The following is a 17,062-nucleotide window of genomic DNA, read 5'->3' on the forward strand; positions in this document are numbered from 1 at the left end:
GTCCGCCTATGATCGGCCGGTTCGCATCGGGGTTATGGAAATTCAATGTCAAGCTGTTCACGGTGCTAATCTTGTTCGGCCTGATAGCGCCGACGGCCGCTTCGGCCAAGCTGCCTTACAATACGTATTACGTCGATCCGCTCACGTACAAGATCAATCGGATTCAGCCCATCTATGTCCCGGACCGCATCGTCGACGGCAACGGCATGAAGGTGCCGCTCTCCGCGCCGAGCGACTTGTTCATCGCGGACAACGACCACGTCTACGTGGCGGATACGGGCAACAATCGCGTCGTCGAATTGGACCCGGAGGGCCGCTATATTCGCAGCATCGGCGAAGAAGAGGGACCGGGCAAGCTGAACCGACCGGAAGGGGTGTTCGTCGCCAAGGACGGCACGATCTACGTGGCGGATACCGCAAGCGAGTCCATTGTGAAATACGCTGCGAACGGCAAGGTGGAGCGAGTCTTCACGAAGCCGGAGTCGGCTCTGCTCGGCAAGGACTACTTCTTCCTGCCGACGAAGCTCGCGGTCGATAACCGGGGGTTCATGTATGTGGTCGTGAAGGATACGTACCAAGGTCTCGTGCGGATGAATCCCGAGGGGAGCTTTACGGGATTTTTCGGGGCGAACAAGGCGAAGCTGGACTGGCTGGACCGGGTGAAACGTGCAATGCTGAACAAGGTGCAACTGGCTAAAGAAGTGGCGAAGCGCCCGAACTCGATCGAGAACGTAACGCTGTCGGACGAAGGGTTCCTGTTCACGACCAGCATGGGGAAGGGGAACGACGGGCAGATCAAAAAATTAAACGCCGGCGCAACCGACGCCTTCAAGAACAAACCGTTCCGCGAGCAGCAGCTCGTCGATACGGCGGTCGACCGCAACGGTTTCTTGTACGGCATGAATCGCCAGTTTAATGAGATCTCCATCTATGACCCGACCGGCAACGTCATGTTTTACTTCAGCGAAGGCGACAAGAATGCCCGTCAGCTCGGCGTGACGAGCTTCGCGAGCAGCATTGCCGTGAACGGGAAGAACGAGCTGTGGGTCGCGGATAGCCGGTCCAATCTCATTCATGTGTTCGCCCGCACGAGCTTCGGCGATACGTTCCTGACGGCCGCCCATTATTACTTCGAGGGCGATTACGAACAGAGCAAGACGTATTGGGAAGAAGTCGTGCGCCAGAACGGGATGCTGAACATTTCGTACAACGGCTTGGGGAAAATTGCCCTTCATGAGAAGCAATACGAGACGGCACTCGGTTATTTCCAACAATCGTACGATGCCCAGGGCTACTCGGACGCGTTCTGGAACATCCGATACGAGTGGATTCAGAGCCACTTCATCCTCGTCGTTCTGATCGCCGCCGTCGCGGTCTGGGTCCTCGTATTCGCGGGGAAACGGGGGAAGGCGTTTGTGGCCCGGCGGACATGGCCCGGCTTAGCGGTTCGCTACGCGGGTGAGCTTCGGGACTCGCTCTATGTGATGATCCATCCTTACCAAGGCTTTTACCGGCTCAAAGACTGCAAAGTTTCGTGGTTCGTTCTCTTGCTGCTGCTCGCACTCGCCGTGGGCGTTCACATCTGGTCCATTTTCGGCTCCGGGTTCATCGCCTATCCGTTCGATCTTGGCACTTATAATCTCAAGTGGTCGTTAACCGTATTGATCGTGCCTTGGGCCACATGGGTGCTTGCCAATTACCTGGTCAGCGCGGTGAAAGGTGGAGAGGGGCGGTTCCGCGAAGTGTTCCAAGCGAGCACGTTCGCCATCGTTCCGTACATCGTGCTGAAGGTCCCTGCCGTCCTGCTGTCGAATGTGGTCGTCCTGGAAGAATGGATCCTGATTGATTTGATTCATCGCATTCTGTGGATTTGGATCATCGTTCTGTTCTTCGTCATGACGCAGGTCATTCATAACTTTGATTTCGTCGAGGCGATCAAAAATGCGGGCATCACGTTGTTCACGATCGGAGTCATATGGGTATTCGTCCTGATCATGACCGGACTCGGCATCAACCTGTACGACTTCCTGGATCAGATGTACCGGGAGGTGACCTTCAATGGCTAGCCGGTTACGGCTTACGAAGCGGCGGCTGCAAGCATTGGCCGGAGTGGTGCTTCTCCTCGTCTTAGCGGCACTATGGGTGGCGAACCGGAATACGCTGCCAACACTTACATCGATGCAGATCGAAGCACCCCCTTCCGGAGGGCTGCCTGTCGTACAGGGGGCCGAATGGAAGGCGGGGTCCGTCGATGCCGAAGGGTTCGCGGCCGCAGCGGAAAACGCGCGCTTCGCCCTGCTGCTCGATCCCAAGACGAGCCAGATCGCCGTCAAGGACAAACGGAGCGGCTACTTGTGGCGAAGCAATCCGCCTAACGAGAAGCTCGCGCAGGAGACGGTGAAGGGAACACTGCTGGAGAACCTGCACTCCCCCTACATCCTGGAGTATACGTCGGGTACGGAGACGAAGCGGTCGGTGACGAACGTGCAGGATCCCAAGATCGCCATCCGCTATACCGCTATGGGGAATACCGGGATTCAAGCCACTTACACGCACCCGGATCTGCAAGTCGCGATCGTGATTCAATACGTGTTAACCGATCGCGGGGTGGAAGTGCTCGTACCGAGCGAAGGGCTCTCGGAGACGGGGAACGTCCGTATCTTTGCGTTGAATGTGCTGCCCTTCTTCGGCGCGGTGTCGCGGACGGAGGAGCCCGGCTACTTGTTCGTGCCCGACGGACCGGGCGGTCTCGTATACTACGATCGCAAGAGACCGGCAATCGGGACGGTCTATGATTTTCCCATCTACGGGGAGGATCCGGCCAACATCAAGATGACCGAGCGCAAAACGCCGCGGGAACAAATTACGTATCCGGTGTACGGGTTGAAGCGGGGGAACGAGGCGTTCCTCGCCATCGTGAAGGAAGGCCAGTACTCCGCGTCGGTCAAAGCCGTCCTGCCGGGCAACATCTCGAGCTACAATACGGTAAGCGCCAATTTCAGCTACAGGCAGGAATACGGTCGTAAAGTAAGCGGCATTACGAAGGAGGTCGTGAGCACGATCCAGAAGGATCGCATTCATGAAGACCGCCGCGTGGAATACCGGCTCTTATCCGGCGAAGACGCCGATTATGTCGGGATGGCGCATGCGTATCGCACCTACCTTGAGGAGAGCAAGCGCCTCGCGCCGCCGCTGCCGGCCAAGGACCGGATCCCTCTGCAGCTGTCTATCGTCGGCGGAGCGACCAAGCCGAAGTTCGGCGGGAAGCAGTACGAGGCGACGACCACGTTCGCGCAAGCGGAATCGATCGTTGACGATCTTCTAAGCAATGGCGCAGCGAATATCCGGGTGACTTATCAAGGGTGGCAGAAGAGCGGGCTCGCCCAGTCCGATGAACGATTCCCGATCGCTCCGGCGCTCGGAGGTACCGAAGGGGCGAAGCGGTTCATCCAATCGATGCACGGGAAGGGCATTCAAGTGTGGTTCGAGGATTATGCGGCGTGGAAAAATCCGGAGTCTACGTCCTTCTACCTGAAATCCGACGGCATTCGCAGCATGGATACGTCCGTCCTGCAAGCCCAGTCCGGCCGGTTCATCGTAGAGCCGGTGAAGATCGTGCGCGGGATGAAGGAAGTCATCGAGCGGCTGAAGGGACTCGGGGTGGACGGCATTCATTACGTCGACGGGCCGGGCAGCCTGCTGTACAGCGACTACAACCCCCGCTCCCCGCTGACGAGGCAGGACACCGCGTACTACTATGAACAGCTGCTGGATTATACCCGTACCCAGCTGGGCGAAGTCGGAGTCGTGCGCGGGGAAGACTATTCGCTCGGTCATGCCGGGATGATCGAGGAGCTGCCGTTCTCATCGAGCTACGATATCATGATCGACGAGACGGTGCCGTTCTATCCGATCGTCGTCCACGGCACGGTCGAATATACGTCGACAGCCGGCAACCTGAGGGACGTCTATGACGAGCAGCTTCTGAAAGCGATCGAATACGGAGCGATTCCATTCTTCCGGCTCACTTATGCGGAGAGCCGCGTTCTGAAAGAGTCGGATTACGATTGGATCTATAGCGGAGAATACGCCGTGTGGAAAGACCGGATTGTGGACGAGTACAAGAAGTTCGATCGATTGGCTTCGGTCTACAACCAGCCGATCCGCGATCATGAGCGGGTGTCGGAAGGCGTCTACCGAACGACCTATGCGGACGGAACCGCCGTGACCGTGAACTACAACACCAAGCAATTCGACGTTGCGAAAGGAGGAGTCCGATGATCGGCAAGCTCGAGCGGCGCAAAGCATACATCAAGCTTCTCCTGAGGGAGTACGGGGTCGGCTATTTATTTTTGCTGCCCTGGATCGTCGGCTTCTCCTGTTTTGTTGCTTTTCCGGTGGGGTGGTCCCTGTACAACAGCTTCAACAAAGTGCTGATCTCGAGCGGGAGCTTTAAATACCAGTGGGTGGGGTTGGACAATTACAAACGGATGCTGATTACGGACAACGCCTACCCGATTGTGCTGTATTCGCTTTTTCAGGAAATGCTGATCATCATTCCGCTTATTCTTATCTTTTCGTTTTTCGTCTCGCTCGTGTTGAATCAGAAGTTTCCGGGCCGGGGCTTGATGCGAGCCGTCTTCTTCCTACCGGTCATCTTCGCCACGGGGCAAGTGCTGATGGAGTTGTTCGCCCAGGGGGCGGGCGAGGTGCCGTTCATGGATCAGTACGACCTGGCTCCGATCCTCCAGCAGTATTTCAGCGAACGTACGGCGAATACGCTCATGACGGTATTGAGCCGGGCCGTCATCATCCTCTGGTACTCCGGCGTGCAGATTCTGATCTTCATAGCCGGGTTCCAGACGATCCCGAAGTCAATCTATGAGGCGATACGCGTAGACGGCGCCACTCCTTGGGAGAGCTTCTGGAAAGTTACGTTTCCCGGCATGCTGCCCTTCATCGGGCTGAACGCGGTGTTCACGATCGTCGATTTGTTCACCTTCCCGTTCAATCCGGTGCTGCAGATCATCAAGAATAACATGTTTTCTCCCACCACGGGGTACGGGTATGCGAGCGCACAGGCGTGGCTGTACTTCCTGCTCATCCTGATCCTGCTGGGCATCACCTTGTGGCTCACTTACCGCGCGACGAAAGGAAAGGGGGGACTGCGGTGAAACTTACCGAGACATACCGGCAAGCGAAGCTGGAGCTGCAGCGAACGGTCGAGAGCCGCCGTGCGCAGCGCGTGGGCAAATTCCTGCTCGGCCCGAACTTGAACGACGGATTGATCGCGAAGACGATCATGATTGTTCTCTTGTCCGTCATCGCGTTCTTGTACGTGAAGCCGATTCTCTATATGATCTCGACGAGCGTCAAAAGTCTGGAGGATTTGATCGATCCGGTCGTCGGACTTATCCCGAGAAGCTTGCACATTCAAAATTATCTCGACGCGTGGAAAGGACTCCGCTATCCGGAGGCGTTCACCAACACGTTTATCATCGCGTTTTTCGGGTCGCTGTTCCAAGTGTTCTCGTGCGCGTTGACCGGGTACGCATTGGCGCGGCTGCGCATTCCCGGGAAGACGCTCGTCTTCGTGCTGGTCCTGATCACGTTCCTCGTTCCGCCCGAGATCACGATGATTCCGCTGTATATGATCTACAGCAAGCTCGGCTGGCTAAACACGCCGCTCGTCTTCCTCGTGCCGGCCTTGCTCGCCCAAGGCATGCGGGGGGCGTTATTCATCATTATTTTCCGGCAATTTTTCCTGGCGCAGCCCAAAGCGTTGGAGGAAGCGGCCAAAATCGACGGGGCCTCCGTCTTCCGGCTGTTCTTCCGGATTATGCTGCCGCTTGCGGGCTCGGCCTGTCTCGTCGTCTTCCTGTTCTCGTTCGTCTGGTATTGGAACATGCACATGGAGCCCTCCATGTTCCTCAGCAAAGGCTTCACCCCGCTCTCCCTGCGGCTGAACGAGCTGTCGGTGCAGCTGCTTGGCAACAAGTCGATGAGCCTAAGCGTAGCCGTCGGCAAAGACCCGATCTCGGAAGGGCCCAAAATGGCCGCCGCCTTCTTGATCATCCTGCCGCCGCTCATCGTCTATCTTATCGCGCAGCGATGGTTTACGGAAGGGATCGAGCGGACGGGACTGGTGGAGTAAGCTTCTGCCGTATGTAAGAAAAACTTCTGGAGCAGATTCACTCCAGAGGTCCTTGCGTTGGCGTTCAGTTGGCGCGTGAGGCGGGCATGGGGAAGGGCTCCGACCGCTGTTGAAATCGTAGGGTAAACCCTCTTATAGTGAAGGGCAACGTAATTCCTCTATTCTCCCGTAATCCAGAGAAATGAACCCATTGTGGGAACGAGGTTCCCTTATTTGGCGGCAAACTGGTCTAGAGTCGTTCTTCGGAAAGGAATAGCGGAATGAGGTTCTCCTTTCTTTACGAATCCATGCCGATCAGCCCAAATAGTGGAACGACGTTCCCGTTCATTCGCTATTATCCCTTCTTCGCTCCAGTTCTTAGCTCAGAGCTTGCCGGGTTCGGCAATATCGTACGATACCACTTCGCCAAAGAAACCCGATATTTTTACTTTACTAGTATTTCAAAAAAAGGACCTTGCTTCCTCGTCGGAACGACGGGAGCCAGGTCCTTTTTGTTTTAAATCCCGGGGTCCCCGTAAAGTACTGGGAATAAGCTCCGAAGGTCCACTTCACTTTGTGGGGTTGATCACTGCTGTCGAAACACCTTGTAACTCAGCTCTTCGCACGCCTTCCGGATCCAATCGTGGACATTGCCCCACACCTCGCCGGTGATGCGCACGACCGGAATCGAGATGCTGATCGAGGCCGCCGCTTTGTTGTCCGCGTCCCGGACCGCCCCGGCTACGCAATGTACGCCGTCAACGGTTTCACCCATGTTGTAGCCGAACCCTTGCTTCCGGACCTTCTCCAGCTCCTTCACCAGGTCGCTGAACGAGGAGATCGTCTTGTTCGTCACTTTCTCCAGCTGATCGGTCGGGTACAGATCGCGGAGATCTTCCATCGTCATATCCGCCAACAGAATTTTGCCGGAGGCGGTAGCGTGCAGCGGCAGCGTATTCCCGAGACTCGGATTGAAGCGAAGGGGGTGGGTGCTCACCTTCTCGCCGATATAGAGAAGCTGGTTATCCGCCCGAATCGACAGGCTCACCGTCTCGTTCAAATCCTGGATGATTTTCTCGGCGATCTGGTTGAACTCCCCAGTCAAGCTCGAGCTCCGCATATAGCCGGAACGAATCGTGAACAATTTATAGCCGATGCGGAATTGTTTGCCGGACCGATCCGTTTCGAGATAGCCCCGGTTCAGCATATTTTGCAGGATTAAGTAGGTGCTGCTCGGAGGCATATTGAGCTGTTTCGAAATATCCGTAAGGCTATAGGAATCTTTCTCTCCTGTGAATAGCTCGAATATATCCAATACGCGGTCCGCCGACTTCACTTTTGGTGCTTGTTGATCCATTCCATTCACCCTCACAGAAACGATTTCACAAATATGAAACACTATGATTCTACCGCATTTGGATCATATTGTCGATATGCGATTTGTTTGTCAGTAAAATTAAGCCAATACTGCCATAAATGAAGCAAAAAGCTCAAGCCGTTACCTCCCGGCTTGAGCCTATTCAGCTTTTCACAAATAAGTTGAAGGTTTCATCCATTTGCAAACGATCATCGGGAGCTTATTGCCAGCTCTCCAGCGCATCATCCAAATCGGTTAGGGTCAGCTGCGGTTTCCGCATGTGCATGTTCGGCACACAGGCGTTGTAGGCGTCGATGCTGCGGTTCAGCTGCTGCAGGTCCGACTCGGCGAGCGTTTGCGCGTGCGCGAGCAGCCGGTTCAGCTGCGTGCGAATGTCTTGCTGCAGCTGCAGCCACGAGGGCAGGCTCTCCGTATGGCGGCAGTCGTTATAGAAAGGATCGAAGGCGTCCGTCAGGGATACCGGCTCCAGGGTTGCTTCATTCCGAATCGTCTCATTAAGCATAGCGTAATCCTCCATTCCGGAATTAGGTCGTGCGCGCTTCCTATCCTTAGTATAACGCGGGAACTGAGGCGGCGAACGGAGCAATTATGTCCAATCTCGGGCGGAATGATGGACGAATCATGAACATGGGTTGCGTGCCCGTTCCCCTCCTTCTATACATACTCCGTAACTCTGCATTGCATACTACAAGGTGAAAGCATCCAGGGGAGGTGAGCTAGAATGGCTGGCGCGCAAGTGAAGAAGCAAGCGGAGAAAATAATGGAGAGCTGCAGCAAGCTGCAGAACATGACGACCGACGAAGCGATTCATAACGAAATTTTGAAGATCAAACAATATTGCCAGATGATCGAGAGTCAGATTTAAAAGCGGCCCAAAGTGAAACGTCCCCGGCATCCGCAGCGTGCGGAGCGGGGACGTTTTGCTTGTTGTCAATCCGGGGCCCCCGCAAAGTACTAGGACTACGCTTCGGAGGCTTTCTTCACTTTGTGGGGTAACTTAGAACTGGAAGTAAATAAAGGTGCTCTGCTCGCCCTTCAAGTAAATGATCAGGAAGGCGATAATCGCCGTGTACAGCACCGCCCGGACCGGGGCCGGGAACCGCTTCTGCCACCCTTCGGCCAGCTTGGCTGCATTTTTGAACAAGAAATATTCGCCGATATGCAGCAGGAACAGGAACGCTACGATATAGGCGTAAGGGAACAGCAAGCCTTGGAACTGGAACACTTCCGGCGACAGCATTTTGCGAATCATGTCTGTCGCGTTGTGCATCCCGTTCACCCGGAAAAGTACCCACCCGATGCAGGTGATGTGGAAGAAGATCAGAACCGACAGCACGTAATAAATCTTGCTGTTATCGAGCCCCTTCAGCCCGAGCTTCTCCTTCACCGCCATATACAGCTTGTGCAGAATGAGCAGCGTGCCGTGGAACATCCCCCAGACGACGTACGTCCACGCGGCGCCGTGCCAAATGCCCGAGATCGCCATGGCGATGAACAGGTTCACATATTGGCGCACACGGCCCTTCCGGGAGCCGCCAAGCGGGATGTAGATGTACTGCATGATCCAGGAGGACAGCGTAATGTGCCAGCGGCGCCAAAACTCCGTCGGGTTCGTGCTCAAGTACGGAGTGCGGAAATTGACGGCCAGCGTCATCCCGAACATATAGCCGAGCCCGACCGCCATCTCGCTGTACGCGGCGAAGTCGAAGAAGATCTGGAAGGCGAACATATAGGACGCCATCCACGCCTCCGCCCCGGTCAGGGAAGCGCCGCGGGCGAAGTAATCGTTGACATAGGGGGCCAAGTAGTCGGCCATCCATATTTTTTTCATCAAGCCGATCGCGAGCCACGCGACCCCCATCTTGAACTTGCGCACGTCGAATTTGATGGACCGGATCGCTTCGATCTGCGGCATGAACTCGTTCGAACGCATAATCGGTCCGGCAACGAGGTGGGCGAAGAACGAGATGAACACCCAGAAGTTGAGCAGCGTTGTGGCCGGTTCGGCTTTGCGCTGATACACGTCCACCATATAGGCGATCACCTGGAACGTATAGAACGAGATCCCGATCGGCAGCACGATCGTCGTCAGGAACGAGTCTTGGGCCACGAGCTGGATATTCACGAGCCGTTCGACCGTATGCAGGAAGAAGACGATATATTTGAAAAAGATCAGGTTCGCCAAGCTGACGCACACACCGAGCCAGATGAACAACCGGCTGTAGGGGCCGCGCATGTTGCGGGAGCAGATGTAGCAAAAAATCGTAATGGCCAGGAAGATCGCCAGATTGCCGAGGCCGGCCACCCCATAGAACAGCATGTTGGCGATCGTGAGCACATAAATGCGGATGTTCGGGAACGCGTAATACAGAATTAGCGTAACGACGAGCAATCCGGCGAATTCCGGTGTATGAAACAGCATCGCTTTCTATCTCCTATTCCATTCTTGCCAGATCAGATCCGCCATCCGGTGGTAGCCTTCCGGCGTTAAGTGCGTATGGTCGGTGAATAACGAATCCGGGATGCGCCCTTCCAAATCCGCATACTGGAACGGCTGCTTCGCCATATAGGCGTTCAGCGCCTGCATGTTCGCGATATAGCCGGGCTTGTTCACATGCTCCTTCATCATCTCGTGGTTCGTGCCTGTCAGCAGTACCAGCGTCTTCTTGCCCTCCTGGAATGCGGTCATCTTGTTCAGGAAGTAGATGTCCGGGCTGTTCTCCGTCAAGTCGAACGGCTTGTCCGAGAAGCTCTGGAGCAGCTGCGGGTCGTGCATGAAGTCGGCGAAGTCCTTCTCGAACCAAGGGCGGGAATCGCCTAGTGCATCGCCCGGAATAGGCTTCCCGGTGAGCTTCAGATAATCATGGTAATAGTCCAGCTTGATATTGTCCTTGTAGCGGAACAGCCCCACCTTCGGCAGTACGACGTGGTGCAGGAAATACTTATACCACTGGAACGGCGTGGACGGCGGCTTGAAGCCGGCATTCTTCAATGGCGTAAGGACGCGGTCGTACGCTTCGCGGTCCAGGCCGCGCAGCTCGTCCGCCAGCCAGAACACGGGAGACGGGAACGGATCGCGCTCGATGAACATGGCGTATCGGATATTGAGGATCAAGTTGTCCGTGGAGATGCCGAATTTCTTCAGCTTCAGCATCATCACATAATAGTCGCCGAGCTGCATCGCCGGCATCGACAGATTGAAGATCGCCGGGGCGCCAGGCTGCTCCTGCATGAAGACGTTCACGCTCTGGTCCGAATTCCCGGGGCTGCCGAACAGCACGGAGTCGCCCAGAATGATAATATAGTCTTGGAGCTTCTTGCGCTTGATTTCCTTCTGGATTTGCTGCATGACCGCGTCCAGATCGTGAAGATTGCTTTTCACCCGTTCATAATCGATCCGGTTATGGTATACGTCCGCGAGTGACAGTTGGGAGGGCAGGAAGAACTGAATAATGAGAAGGAACACGATTACGTATTTCAAGGATTTCATGAGTCGGCGGCACCTATCCTAAGTATAGTCTCTAGTCATTATAATAGAAACGAGCTCGAACGTCACTTTTTGCCAAAATGTTTCTGCATTCCCTATTGTATATAACACCGGTTGTCGAACATTGTTACTAGTTTGTCACCGATTTTTCAATCGGGCAAGCTACTATAGAACTAGTCTGTGTCATGGACAATCCGGGGGAGTGAATCGTTGCACCGGCAGGAGCTTGACTCTAGTTTGCTTACAAGGGCATAGTTTGATGTATAGATAGAAGAAGGATCGGAATCGGAACGGCGGGAGGTGGATTCGCATGAGAGGTCGAAGGAGGCTGGCGCTGCTGCTGTTCGCGGGGGTGCTGCTGGGACTGGGGACAGGCTGCTCGCTCATGCAGCAGCCCCAGACCTATATGCGCCTGCCCAAGCTCATGGCGGAGGAGGAGAAGCTGATGGAGCAAGTGCAGCTGTCGCTTCCGGCCGGCGCTGCTATCATCCGCCCGCGGCGGGCGGACCAGCGCAACACGGTGGCGATGCTCGATCTGGATGGGGACTCACGCCAGGAAGCGGTGCTGTTCTATAAGAACAAGGGCGACAAGGATCAAATCATCGGCGAAATCTGGACGAGCCGGCAGGGAGCCTGGCAACGGCTCGCCACGATTCCGGGGGAAGGCTACGAGCTCGATACGCTCAAGTTCGCCGACCTCATGAAGAACGGCCGGCAGTCGGTTATGATCGGCTATTCTGCCGCGAACAAGTCGGACCAGCGCGGCTTGACCGTATACAGCCTGGAGGCGGACGGCCATTTGACGAAGCAGTTCGAATCGCCCTATCAGGAGTTCATCGTCGACGACATGAACGGGGACGGCAAGAAGGACGTGACGATCATCAACCGGACGAGGGAGAAGGAGAAGGACAAAGCGAACGCAGTGCTGTACCAATACGAGCAGTCGATGGGAAAACTGGGCATGGTCGACCTCGATCCGAGCGTAAACGGCTATTACAACGTCGTATCGGGAGCTGTGGCGCCAGGCCAAAGGGGCATTTTGCTCGATGCCGGGGTGGGCGCCCATTCGTCGACGACCCAGCTGATCGTGTGGGAGAACGGACGGCTGAGAGCGGTCTTCTCGGATAGGAGCAATCCGACGTTCCGTGCGTATTCGGCCCTGAGCACCGATGTAGACGGCGACGGGATTCTGGATATCCCGCTTATGAAGGAGGCGCCGGGCTGGGAAGAAGCCGCGATGGCGTATAAGGCTTGGCTGTATCCGTATTACAAATGGGATGGGAAGAATGGGCTCACATTCGTCCTGGAACGATATTACAACAACGAGCAGGGCTATTATGTAGACATTCCGAAGGATTGGGTGAATCGGTATACGGTCGAGAAAACGCCTCAGTCCGTCCGGTTCGTCGGCTTAAGCGGAGGGCAGCTGTTAGCCGAGATCCGGGCGGTGCCGGTGGACCAATGGACGGAATCGGCCGGCGGTTGGATAGAGCTGACCCGCACCGGCAGTACGGTATTCGAAGTGAACGCGGAGGCGGCCCCGGTCGGACTCTCTGCCTTCCATCTCATCACGGAGACGACCCAGCAAAAGGAGGACAGGCTGCCATGAACAACGGAGTGACATTGTCGGGGTCAGCATCGGGATTGAGCAAAGAGACGGAATGTACGGCGAAAGTGCTCATTCTGGAGGACGAGGAATCGATCCGCAGCTTCGTGGTCGTCAATCTGAAGCGAAGCGGGTTCCAGGTCGTGGAGACGGACAATGGCGACGACGCGCTGCGGATTCTGCGCTCCGATCTCTCGATCGATATCGCGCTCCTCGACGTCATGGTGCCCGGGATCGACGGGTTCGAGGTTTGCCGCCAAGTGCGGGAGTTCAATGAGAAGATCGGCATTTTGTTCCTGACCGCCAAGGTCCAGGAGCAGGACAAGGTCATGGGCCTGTCGCTCGGAGCGGACGACCATATGGGCAAGCCGTTCAGTCCGGCGGAGCTGATGGCGCGAGTGCAGTCGCTGCTGCGGCGCGTGCGGCTGGTGAAGATGGATGCCTCGTCCGCGGATACGTTCGTCTCGGGCCCATTCGAGCTGCACCCGAAGTCGAATCAGCTGTTCAAGCTCGAGCAGCGCATTGAGCTGACGCCGACGGAGTTCGCCCTGATCCGGTTCCTGATGGAGCGCCGGAATGTCCCGGTGAGCCGGGACGAGCTGCTGGATTCAATCTGGGGCGTGAACTATGTAGGCGATCCGAAGATTGTGGACGTCAACATCCGCCGGGTGCGGCAAAAAATCGAGGAGGATCCGTCCCATCCGGTCTACGTCGAGGCGATCTGGGGCTTCGGGTACATGTGGAAGGAGAGCACGGAATGAGCGGCGGCGGCCTGAAACGCCAAATCGTCGCCCGATTCATCATCGTCGTGCTGCTGACGCTGCTCCTGATCGAATCGGTCTTAGCCGTGACGGTCCATCAGTATTATTACAGCAGCATCGAATCGGTGCTTCGCAATCAGGCATCCGTGTCGCTGTCGTTTTATACGAAATACTCCAATCCGTTGTATGTGTCGACCTTCAAGCAAAATTTAAATGAACTGGTGCAAAATTTGGCGTTCGAAGCGGCGGAGCTGGAAATTATCGATCGGGATGAAACCGTGCTCATCACGTCGAGCGGATTCGCGTCCGATCGCAAACGGGCGACTGAAGACGTCCGCTCCGCGATCAAGGGGCATACCGGGACATGGGTGGGTAAAACGCCGGTCACGGGGGAGAAAGTGATGGCGGTATCGACGCCGATCGTCTCGAACGGCCAGACGCTCGGGGTGCTCCGCTACATCACGTCGCTCGAAGAAGTGGACCGTACGCTGCTGCGGCTGCTCTTATTCTCCGCCGCGATTGCTCTCGGCGTGCTTATCGTCGTGCTGCTCGTCAGCCTGACGCTAGCCAACTCGATCGTCAAGCCGATCAAGCGCATTACCGCCGCCTCCGCCGAGATGGCGCAGGGGCGGTTCGATGTGCGGGTGGAGGAGACGGTCCGCAACGAAATCGGCGAGCTGGCGAAGACGCTGAACTTCATGGCTGCGGAGATCGTGCGGAGTGAGGGGCTGAAGAACGACTTCATCTCGTCGATCTCGCACGAGATCCGCACGCCGCTCAGCAGCATCAAGGGCTGGAGCGAGACGATCCAGACCGGCAGCCTGCAGGACGAGGAGGAGACGCGCCAGGGCTTGCGCATCATTTCGAAGGAGACCGACCGGCTGATCGGGCTCGTCGAGGAGCTGCTCGATTTCGCCCGACTCGCCGAGAAGCGGATCCTCCTCGATCTGCGCAAAGTGTCGCTCACGTCGCTGCTCTCGGAAGTCGTCCTGCAGCTGCGGGCTAAGGCCGACAAGAAGCGGTTGACGCTGCTGCTGCCGGAAGACCAGGAGCAGGAGCCCGTGTATGTGACGGGCGATTCGAATCGGCTCAAGCAAGTGTTCCTCAATCTGCTGGACAATGCGGTCAAATTCTCGCACCCGGACGGCACGATCGAGCTTGAGGTCGAGCGGTGGGAGACCGAAGCCGTCGTGCGGGTGAAGGACAACGGCATCGGGATCGAGCCGCAGCATCTGCCGCACATCGAGATGAAGTTCTACCAAGTCAACCCCCAGGCGGAAGGGACCGGGCTCGGCCTCTCGATCTGCCGCGAGATCGTGTCGCTGCACGGGGGCCGGCTCGAGTTCGAGACCGAGCCGGGCCAAGGCACGACCGTCTCGGTCGCGCTCCCGCTGTCGGTGTAAGCGGCATCGGTTCCCGGCTGCCGGCATCTGTAGGCGGCTTGCGCGGCAACTGCGAGGCGGCGGCTCAGCCGCCGGAAGAGAACACGAACTCGCGCAGCGGTTCGTACATCGGCGACCGCCCCATGCGGGTGCGGTACAGCACGACCCGGTCCGCGGTCCACGCGGCCGCGGGCCACAGAGCATCGCCCGAGAAGGCGGGGACCGGCGTCCCCGCCTTCTCGGGCTGCAGGGCGTGCCGCCGCGCCGAGCCGCGGCCCCCGCCGCCTGCGGCGTAGCGGCGGGCCAGCGTCACGTGCGGCGCATACGCGCGCCCTTCGGGCGCGTAGCCGAGCTCGGCGGCCTCCCGCGCTGCATCGGCCTGGAGCCGATGCAGCGCGGGCAGGCTGCCGCCGAGCCCGGCCCAGAGCACGCGCGGCGCCTGAGGCGCGCCGAACGTGCCCGTGCCCTCGAGGCGGAGCGGGAAGGGCACGGCTCGCGAGGCGAGCCGGGTGAGCGCCGCCTCGAGGGCGGGCACGGCGGCCGGCGCCGTGTCGCCGAGGAAGACGAGCGTGATGTGCACGTCCTCCGGGTGCACCCACTTCTGGAACGGCAGCCCCGCCTGCAGCGTGGGGAGCGCGCTCGTCACGAGCGCCTTGACTTCGGGCGGCAGCGGCACGGCCACGAACAGACGCCAAGGTGCAAGGGTGGAAGAATCAGTCGAAGAGATCATGATGAAACCTATTCTCCTTTCGGGAACCCTATTATGGGGATGGTCCGAACATCTGGATCAACCCTAGCTTGCCCGGATTTTAAGACAATTTTCGGACAAATGGTTCGTTTCGTATTGTACGGGGGGACGAATACTGCTATCATAGCGATAAACCACAAGAGGGAAGAAGGAGTCTATTAGCATGAGCCACAACCGCGCGTACAATTTCAATGCCGGTCCGGCTGCGCTGCCGCTCGAAGTGCTGCAGCAGGCGCAGGAGCAATTCGTCGATTTCCGGGGCATCGGCATGTCCATTATGGAGATTTCGCATCGCAGCAAGGAATATGAGCAAGTGAACGACGAGACGCAGGCGCTCATGAAGGAACTGCTCGGAGTCCCCGCCGGGTACGAAGTGCTGTTCCTGCAGGGCGGAGCGAGCACGCAATTCGCGATGATCCCGATGAACCTGCTCGGGCCGGGCAAGTCGGCCGGCTATGTGTTGACCGGCACTTGGTCGGACAAGGCCTTCAAGGAAGCCAAGCTCTTCGGCGACGCTTATGCGGCGGCGAGCGGAGAAGCGAGCGGCTTCAAGCGGATGCCGGGGCAGGCGGAGCTAACGATTCGTCCGGATACGGCCTATGTACACTTGACGTCGAACGAGACGATCGCCGGCTCGCAGTTCCCGCACTACTTGGACACCGGCTCGGTGCCGCTCATCGGTGACCTGTCCAGCGATATTTTATCCCGGCCGGTCGATGTGTCGCAATTCGCCATGATCTACGCCGGAGCCCAGAAGAACCTCGGCCCTTCGGGTGTGACCGTCGTCATCGTGAGAGAGGAGCTGCTGGCGGGCAGTCCGAAGCACGTCGCCTCCATGCTGCGCTACGACACGCATGCCAAGACGAAGTCGCTTTATAACACGCCGCCGGTCTACTCCGTCTACATGGTGAATCTCGTGCTGAAGTGGATCAAGGCGAAGGGCGGCCTGGCCTGGATGGAGCAGTTCAACCGGGACAAGACCCAGCTCATCTACGACGTCATCGACCAAAGCGGCGGCTTCTATACCGGCCTGGTCGATCCGGGCAGCCGGTCGCGGATGAACATCACGTTCGCCTTGGGCAGCGATGAGCTCGAAGCCCGCTTCCTGAAAGCCTCGGAACAAGCCGGCTTCGTCGGCCTGAAGGGCCACCGGGACGTAGGCCATTTGCGCGCCTCGACGTACAACGCCGTGCCGCTCGAGAGCTGCCAAGCGCTCGCCGACTTCATGAAGCAATTCCAGGCGCAGAACGGGTAAATCGATTGAAGTGCCGTCCCCTGCTTCATGCAAGGGACGGCACTTTTTTTGTATAAGAAAACCCAGTTCGACCGAATGTAAGCCTAAGTTTACAATTAACACGGGTACCCTGACTATTTTCACGCCATTTTGGCGGTTTTCGCCGTTTTGTAAGGCTATCTTCTGTTATTTGTAAAGCACACATTACTAATAACACAAGGTGGGTTTACTATTCGACTCTAAACGTTCCAAACATGCCCTAACCTGTTAGGGTACTATGCTTATTAGTAAACATCGATTATCAAGATGGACAACGCGTACGATCCATTCGCT

At 57.2% G+C, this 17,062-nt stretch carries 14 protein-coding genes; 9 read left to right on the forward strand and 5 right to left on the reverse strand.

Going from position 1 to position 17,062, the window contains the following annotated elements; all coding sequences use genetic code 11:
- Window positions 1-8: 8 nt before the first annotated feature.
- Genes ACI5FR_RS19785 through ACI5FR_RS19800 form a run of 4 tightly spaced genes read left to right on the forward strand, consistent with a single transcriptional unit; the run spans window position 9 to window position 6,154 of the window.
- On the forward strand, window positions 9-2,066 hold the full coding sequence (locus ACI5FR_RS19785) for a YIP1 family protein (RefSeq protein WP_405457434.1): 2,058 nt from the start codon (window positions 9-11) through the stop codon (window positions 2,064-2,066).
- Window positions 2,059-4,281, forward strand: a complete 2,223-nt coding sequence (locus tag ACI5FR_RS19790) for a DUF5696 domain-containing protein (RefSeq protein ID WP_405457436.1) — start codon at window positions 2,059-2,061, stop codon at window positions 4,279-4,281. The genes ACI5FR_RS19785 and ACI5FR_RS19790 overlap by 8 nt, the downstream gene beginning before the upstream one ends.
- Entirely contained in the window at window positions 4,278-5,174 is an 897-nt protein-coding gene (locus ACI5FR_RS19795) for a carbohydrate ABC transporter permease (RefSeq protein ID WP_405457438.1), read from the forward strand. The genes ACI5FR_RS19790 and ACI5FR_RS19795 overlap by 4 nt, the downstream gene beginning before the upstream one ends.
- Window positions 5,171-6,154 (forward strand): carbohydrate ABC transporter permease, encoded by a 984-nt coding sequence (locus ACI5FR_RS19800; protein WP_405457440.1) that lies wholly within the window; start codon window positions 5,171-5,173, stop codon window positions 6,152-6,154. The genes ACI5FR_RS19795 and ACI5FR_RS19800 overlap by 4 nt, the downstream gene beginning before the upstream one ends.
- Window positions 6,155-6,719: 565 nt before the next feature.
- Here the strand turns inward: ACI5FR_RS19800 and ACI5FR_RS19805 are convergent.
- Both ACI5FR_RS19805 and ACI5FR_RS19810 read right to left on the reverse strand, forming a co-directional pair.
- Window positions 6,720-7,490, reverse strand: a complete 771-nt coding sequence (locus tag ACI5FR_RS19805; protein ID WP_405457443.1) for an IclR family transcriptional regulator — start codon at window positions 7,488-7,490, stop codon at window positions 6,720-6,722.
- A gap of 220 nt (window positions 7,491-7,710) precedes the next feature.
- Complete coding sequence (locus tag ACI5FR_RS19810) at window positions 7,711-8,013, reverse strand: hypothetical protein (protein WP_405457445.1); 303 nt, start codon at window positions 8,011-8,013, stop codon at window positions 7,711-7,713.
- Window positions 8,014-8,232: 219 nt separating this feature from the next.
- On the opposite strand from ACI5FR_RS19810, the gene ACI5FR_RS19815 reads away from it, so the two are divergent.
- Window positions 8,233-8,376: a hypothetical protein gene (locus tag ACI5FR_RS19815; RefSeq protein ID WP_405457447.1), complete on the forward strand. Its 144-nt coding sequence runs from the start codon at window positions 8,233-8,235 to the stop codon at window positions 8,374-8,376.
- Between the two features lie 132 nt (window positions 8,377-8,508).
- Here ACI5FR_RS19815 and ACI5FR_RS19820 read toward each other — a convergent pair whose 3' ends face one another.
- Both ACI5FR_RS19820 and ACI5FR_RS19825 read right to left on the reverse strand, forming a co-directional pair.
- Entirely contained in the window at window positions 8,509-9,933 is a 1,425-nt protein-coding gene (locus ACI5FR_RS19820; protein ID WP_405457450.1) for an MBOAT family O-acyltransferase, read from the reverse strand.
- Window positions 9,934-9,939: 6 nt separating this feature from the next.
- Entirely contained in the window at window positions 9,940-11,001 is a 1,062-nt protein-coding gene (locus ACI5FR_RS19825; RefSeq protein WP_405457452.1) for a hypothetical protein, read from the reverse strand.
- 307 nt (window positions 11,002-11,308) lie between these two features.
- Here ACI5FR_RS19825 and ACI5FR_RS19830 point away from each other — a divergent pair, with 307 nt between their 5' ends.
- Genes ACI5FR_RS19830 through ACI5FR_RS19840 form a run of 3 tightly spaced genes read left to right on the forward strand, consistent with a single transcriptional unit; the run spans window position 11,309 to window position 14,768 of the window.
- A complete protein-coding gene (locus ACI5FR_RS19830; protein WP_405457454.1) occupies window positions 11,309-12,607 on the forward strand; it encodes a hypothetical protein in 1,299 nt (432 codons plus the stop codon).
- Window positions 12,604-13,365, forward strand: a complete 762-nt coding sequence (locus ACI5FR_RS19835; RefSeq protein WP_405457456.1) for a response regulator transcription factor — start codon at window positions 12,604-12,606, stop codon at window positions 13,363-13,365. Before ACI5FR_RS19830 ends, ACI5FR_RS19835 begins: the two co-directional genes overlap by 4 nt.
- The gene (locus ACI5FR_RS19840; RefSeq protein WP_405457459.1) at window positions 13,362-14,768 is read left to right on the forward strand and encodes a sensor histidine kinase; all 1,407 of its coding nucleotides are present in this window, start codon (window positions 13,362-13,364) and stop codon (window positions 14,766-14,768) included. The genes ACI5FR_RS19835 and ACI5FR_RS19840 overlap by 4 nt, the downstream gene beginning before the upstream one ends.
- A gap of 64 nt (window positions 14,769-14,832) precedes the next feature.
- Here ACI5FR_RS19840 and thpR read toward each other — a convergent pair whose 3' ends face one another.
- Complete coding sequence (thpR, locus tag ACI5FR_RS19845) at window positions 14,833-15,477, reverse strand: RNA 2',3'-cyclic phosphodiesterase (RefSeq protein ID WP_405457461.1); 645 nt, start codon at window positions 15,475-15,477, stop codon at window positions 14,833-14,835.
- A gap of 181 nt (window positions 15,478-15,658) precedes the next feature.
- Here thpR and serC point away from each other — a divergent pair, with 181 nt between their 5' ends.
- Window positions 15,659-16,750 carry a 3-phosphoserine/phosphohydroxythreonine transaminase gene (gene serC, locus ACI5FR_RS19850; RefSeq protein WP_405457462.1) on the forward strand — a complete coding sequence of 364 codons (1,092 nt, stop codon included), beginning with the start codon at window positions 15,659-15,661 and terminating at the stop codon, window positions 16,748-16,750.
- The last annotated feature ends 312 nt before the right edge of the window (window positions 16,751-17,062 follow it).

The sequence above is a fragment of the Paenibacillus sp. HJGM_3 genome (assembly GCF_045062745.1).
GTDB lineage: Bacteria > Bacillota > Bacilli > Paenibacillales > NBRC-103111 > Paenibacillus_AA.

Coding starts and splice junctions, on each gene's coding strand:
- ACI5FR_RS19790 (WP_405457436.1), top strand. CDS start 2,059: ATGGCTAGCCGGTTACGGCTTACGAAGCGGCGGCTGCAAGCATTGGCC.
- ACI5FR_RS19810 (WP_405457445.1), bottom strand. CDS start 8,013: ATGCTTAATGAGACGATTCGGAATGAAGCAACCCTGGAGCCGGTATCC.
- ACI5FR_RS19805 (WP_405457443.1), bottom strand. CDS start 7,490: ATGGATCAACAAGCACCAAAAGTGAAGTCGGCGGACCGCGTATTGGAT.
- serC (WP_405457462.1), top strand. CDS start 15,659: ATGAGCCACAACCGCGCGTACAATTTCAATGCCGGTCCGGCTGCGCTG.
- ACI5FR_RS19815 (WP_405457447.1), top strand. CDS start 8,233: ATGGCTGGCGCGCAAGTGAAGAAGCAAGCGGAGAAAATAATGGAGAGC.
- ACI5FR_RS19795 (WP_405457438.1), top strand. CDS start 4,278: ATGATCGGCAAGCTCGAGCGGCGCAAAGCATACATCAAGCTTCTCCTG.
- ACI5FR_RS19835 (WP_405457456.1), top strand. CDS start 12,604: ATGAACAACGGAGTGACATTGTCGGGGTCAGCATCGGGATTGAGCAAA.
- thpR (WP_405457461.1), bottom strand. CDS start 15,477: ATGATCTCTTCGACTGATTCTTCCACCCTTGCACCTTGGCGTCTGTTC.
- ACI5FR_RS19785 (WP_405457434.1), top strand. CDS start 9: ATGATCGGCCGGTTCGCATCGGGGTTATGGAAATTCAATGTCAAGCTG.
- ACI5FR_RS19825 (WP_405457452.1), bottom strand. CDS start 11,001: ATGAAATCCTTGAAATACGTAATCGTGTTCCTTCTCATTATTCAGTTC.
- ACI5FR_RS19830 (WP_405457454.1), top strand. CDS start 11,309: ATGAGAGGTCGAAGGAGGCTGGCGCTGCTGCTGTTCGCGGGGGTGCTG.
- ACI5FR_RS19840 (WP_405457459.1), top strand. CDS start 13,362: ATGAGCGGCGGCGGCCTGAAACGCCAAATCGTCGCCCGATTCATCATC.
- ACI5FR_RS19820 (WP_405457450.1), bottom strand. CDS start 9,933: ATGCTGTTTCATACACCGGAATTCGCCGGATTGCTCGTCGTTACGCTA.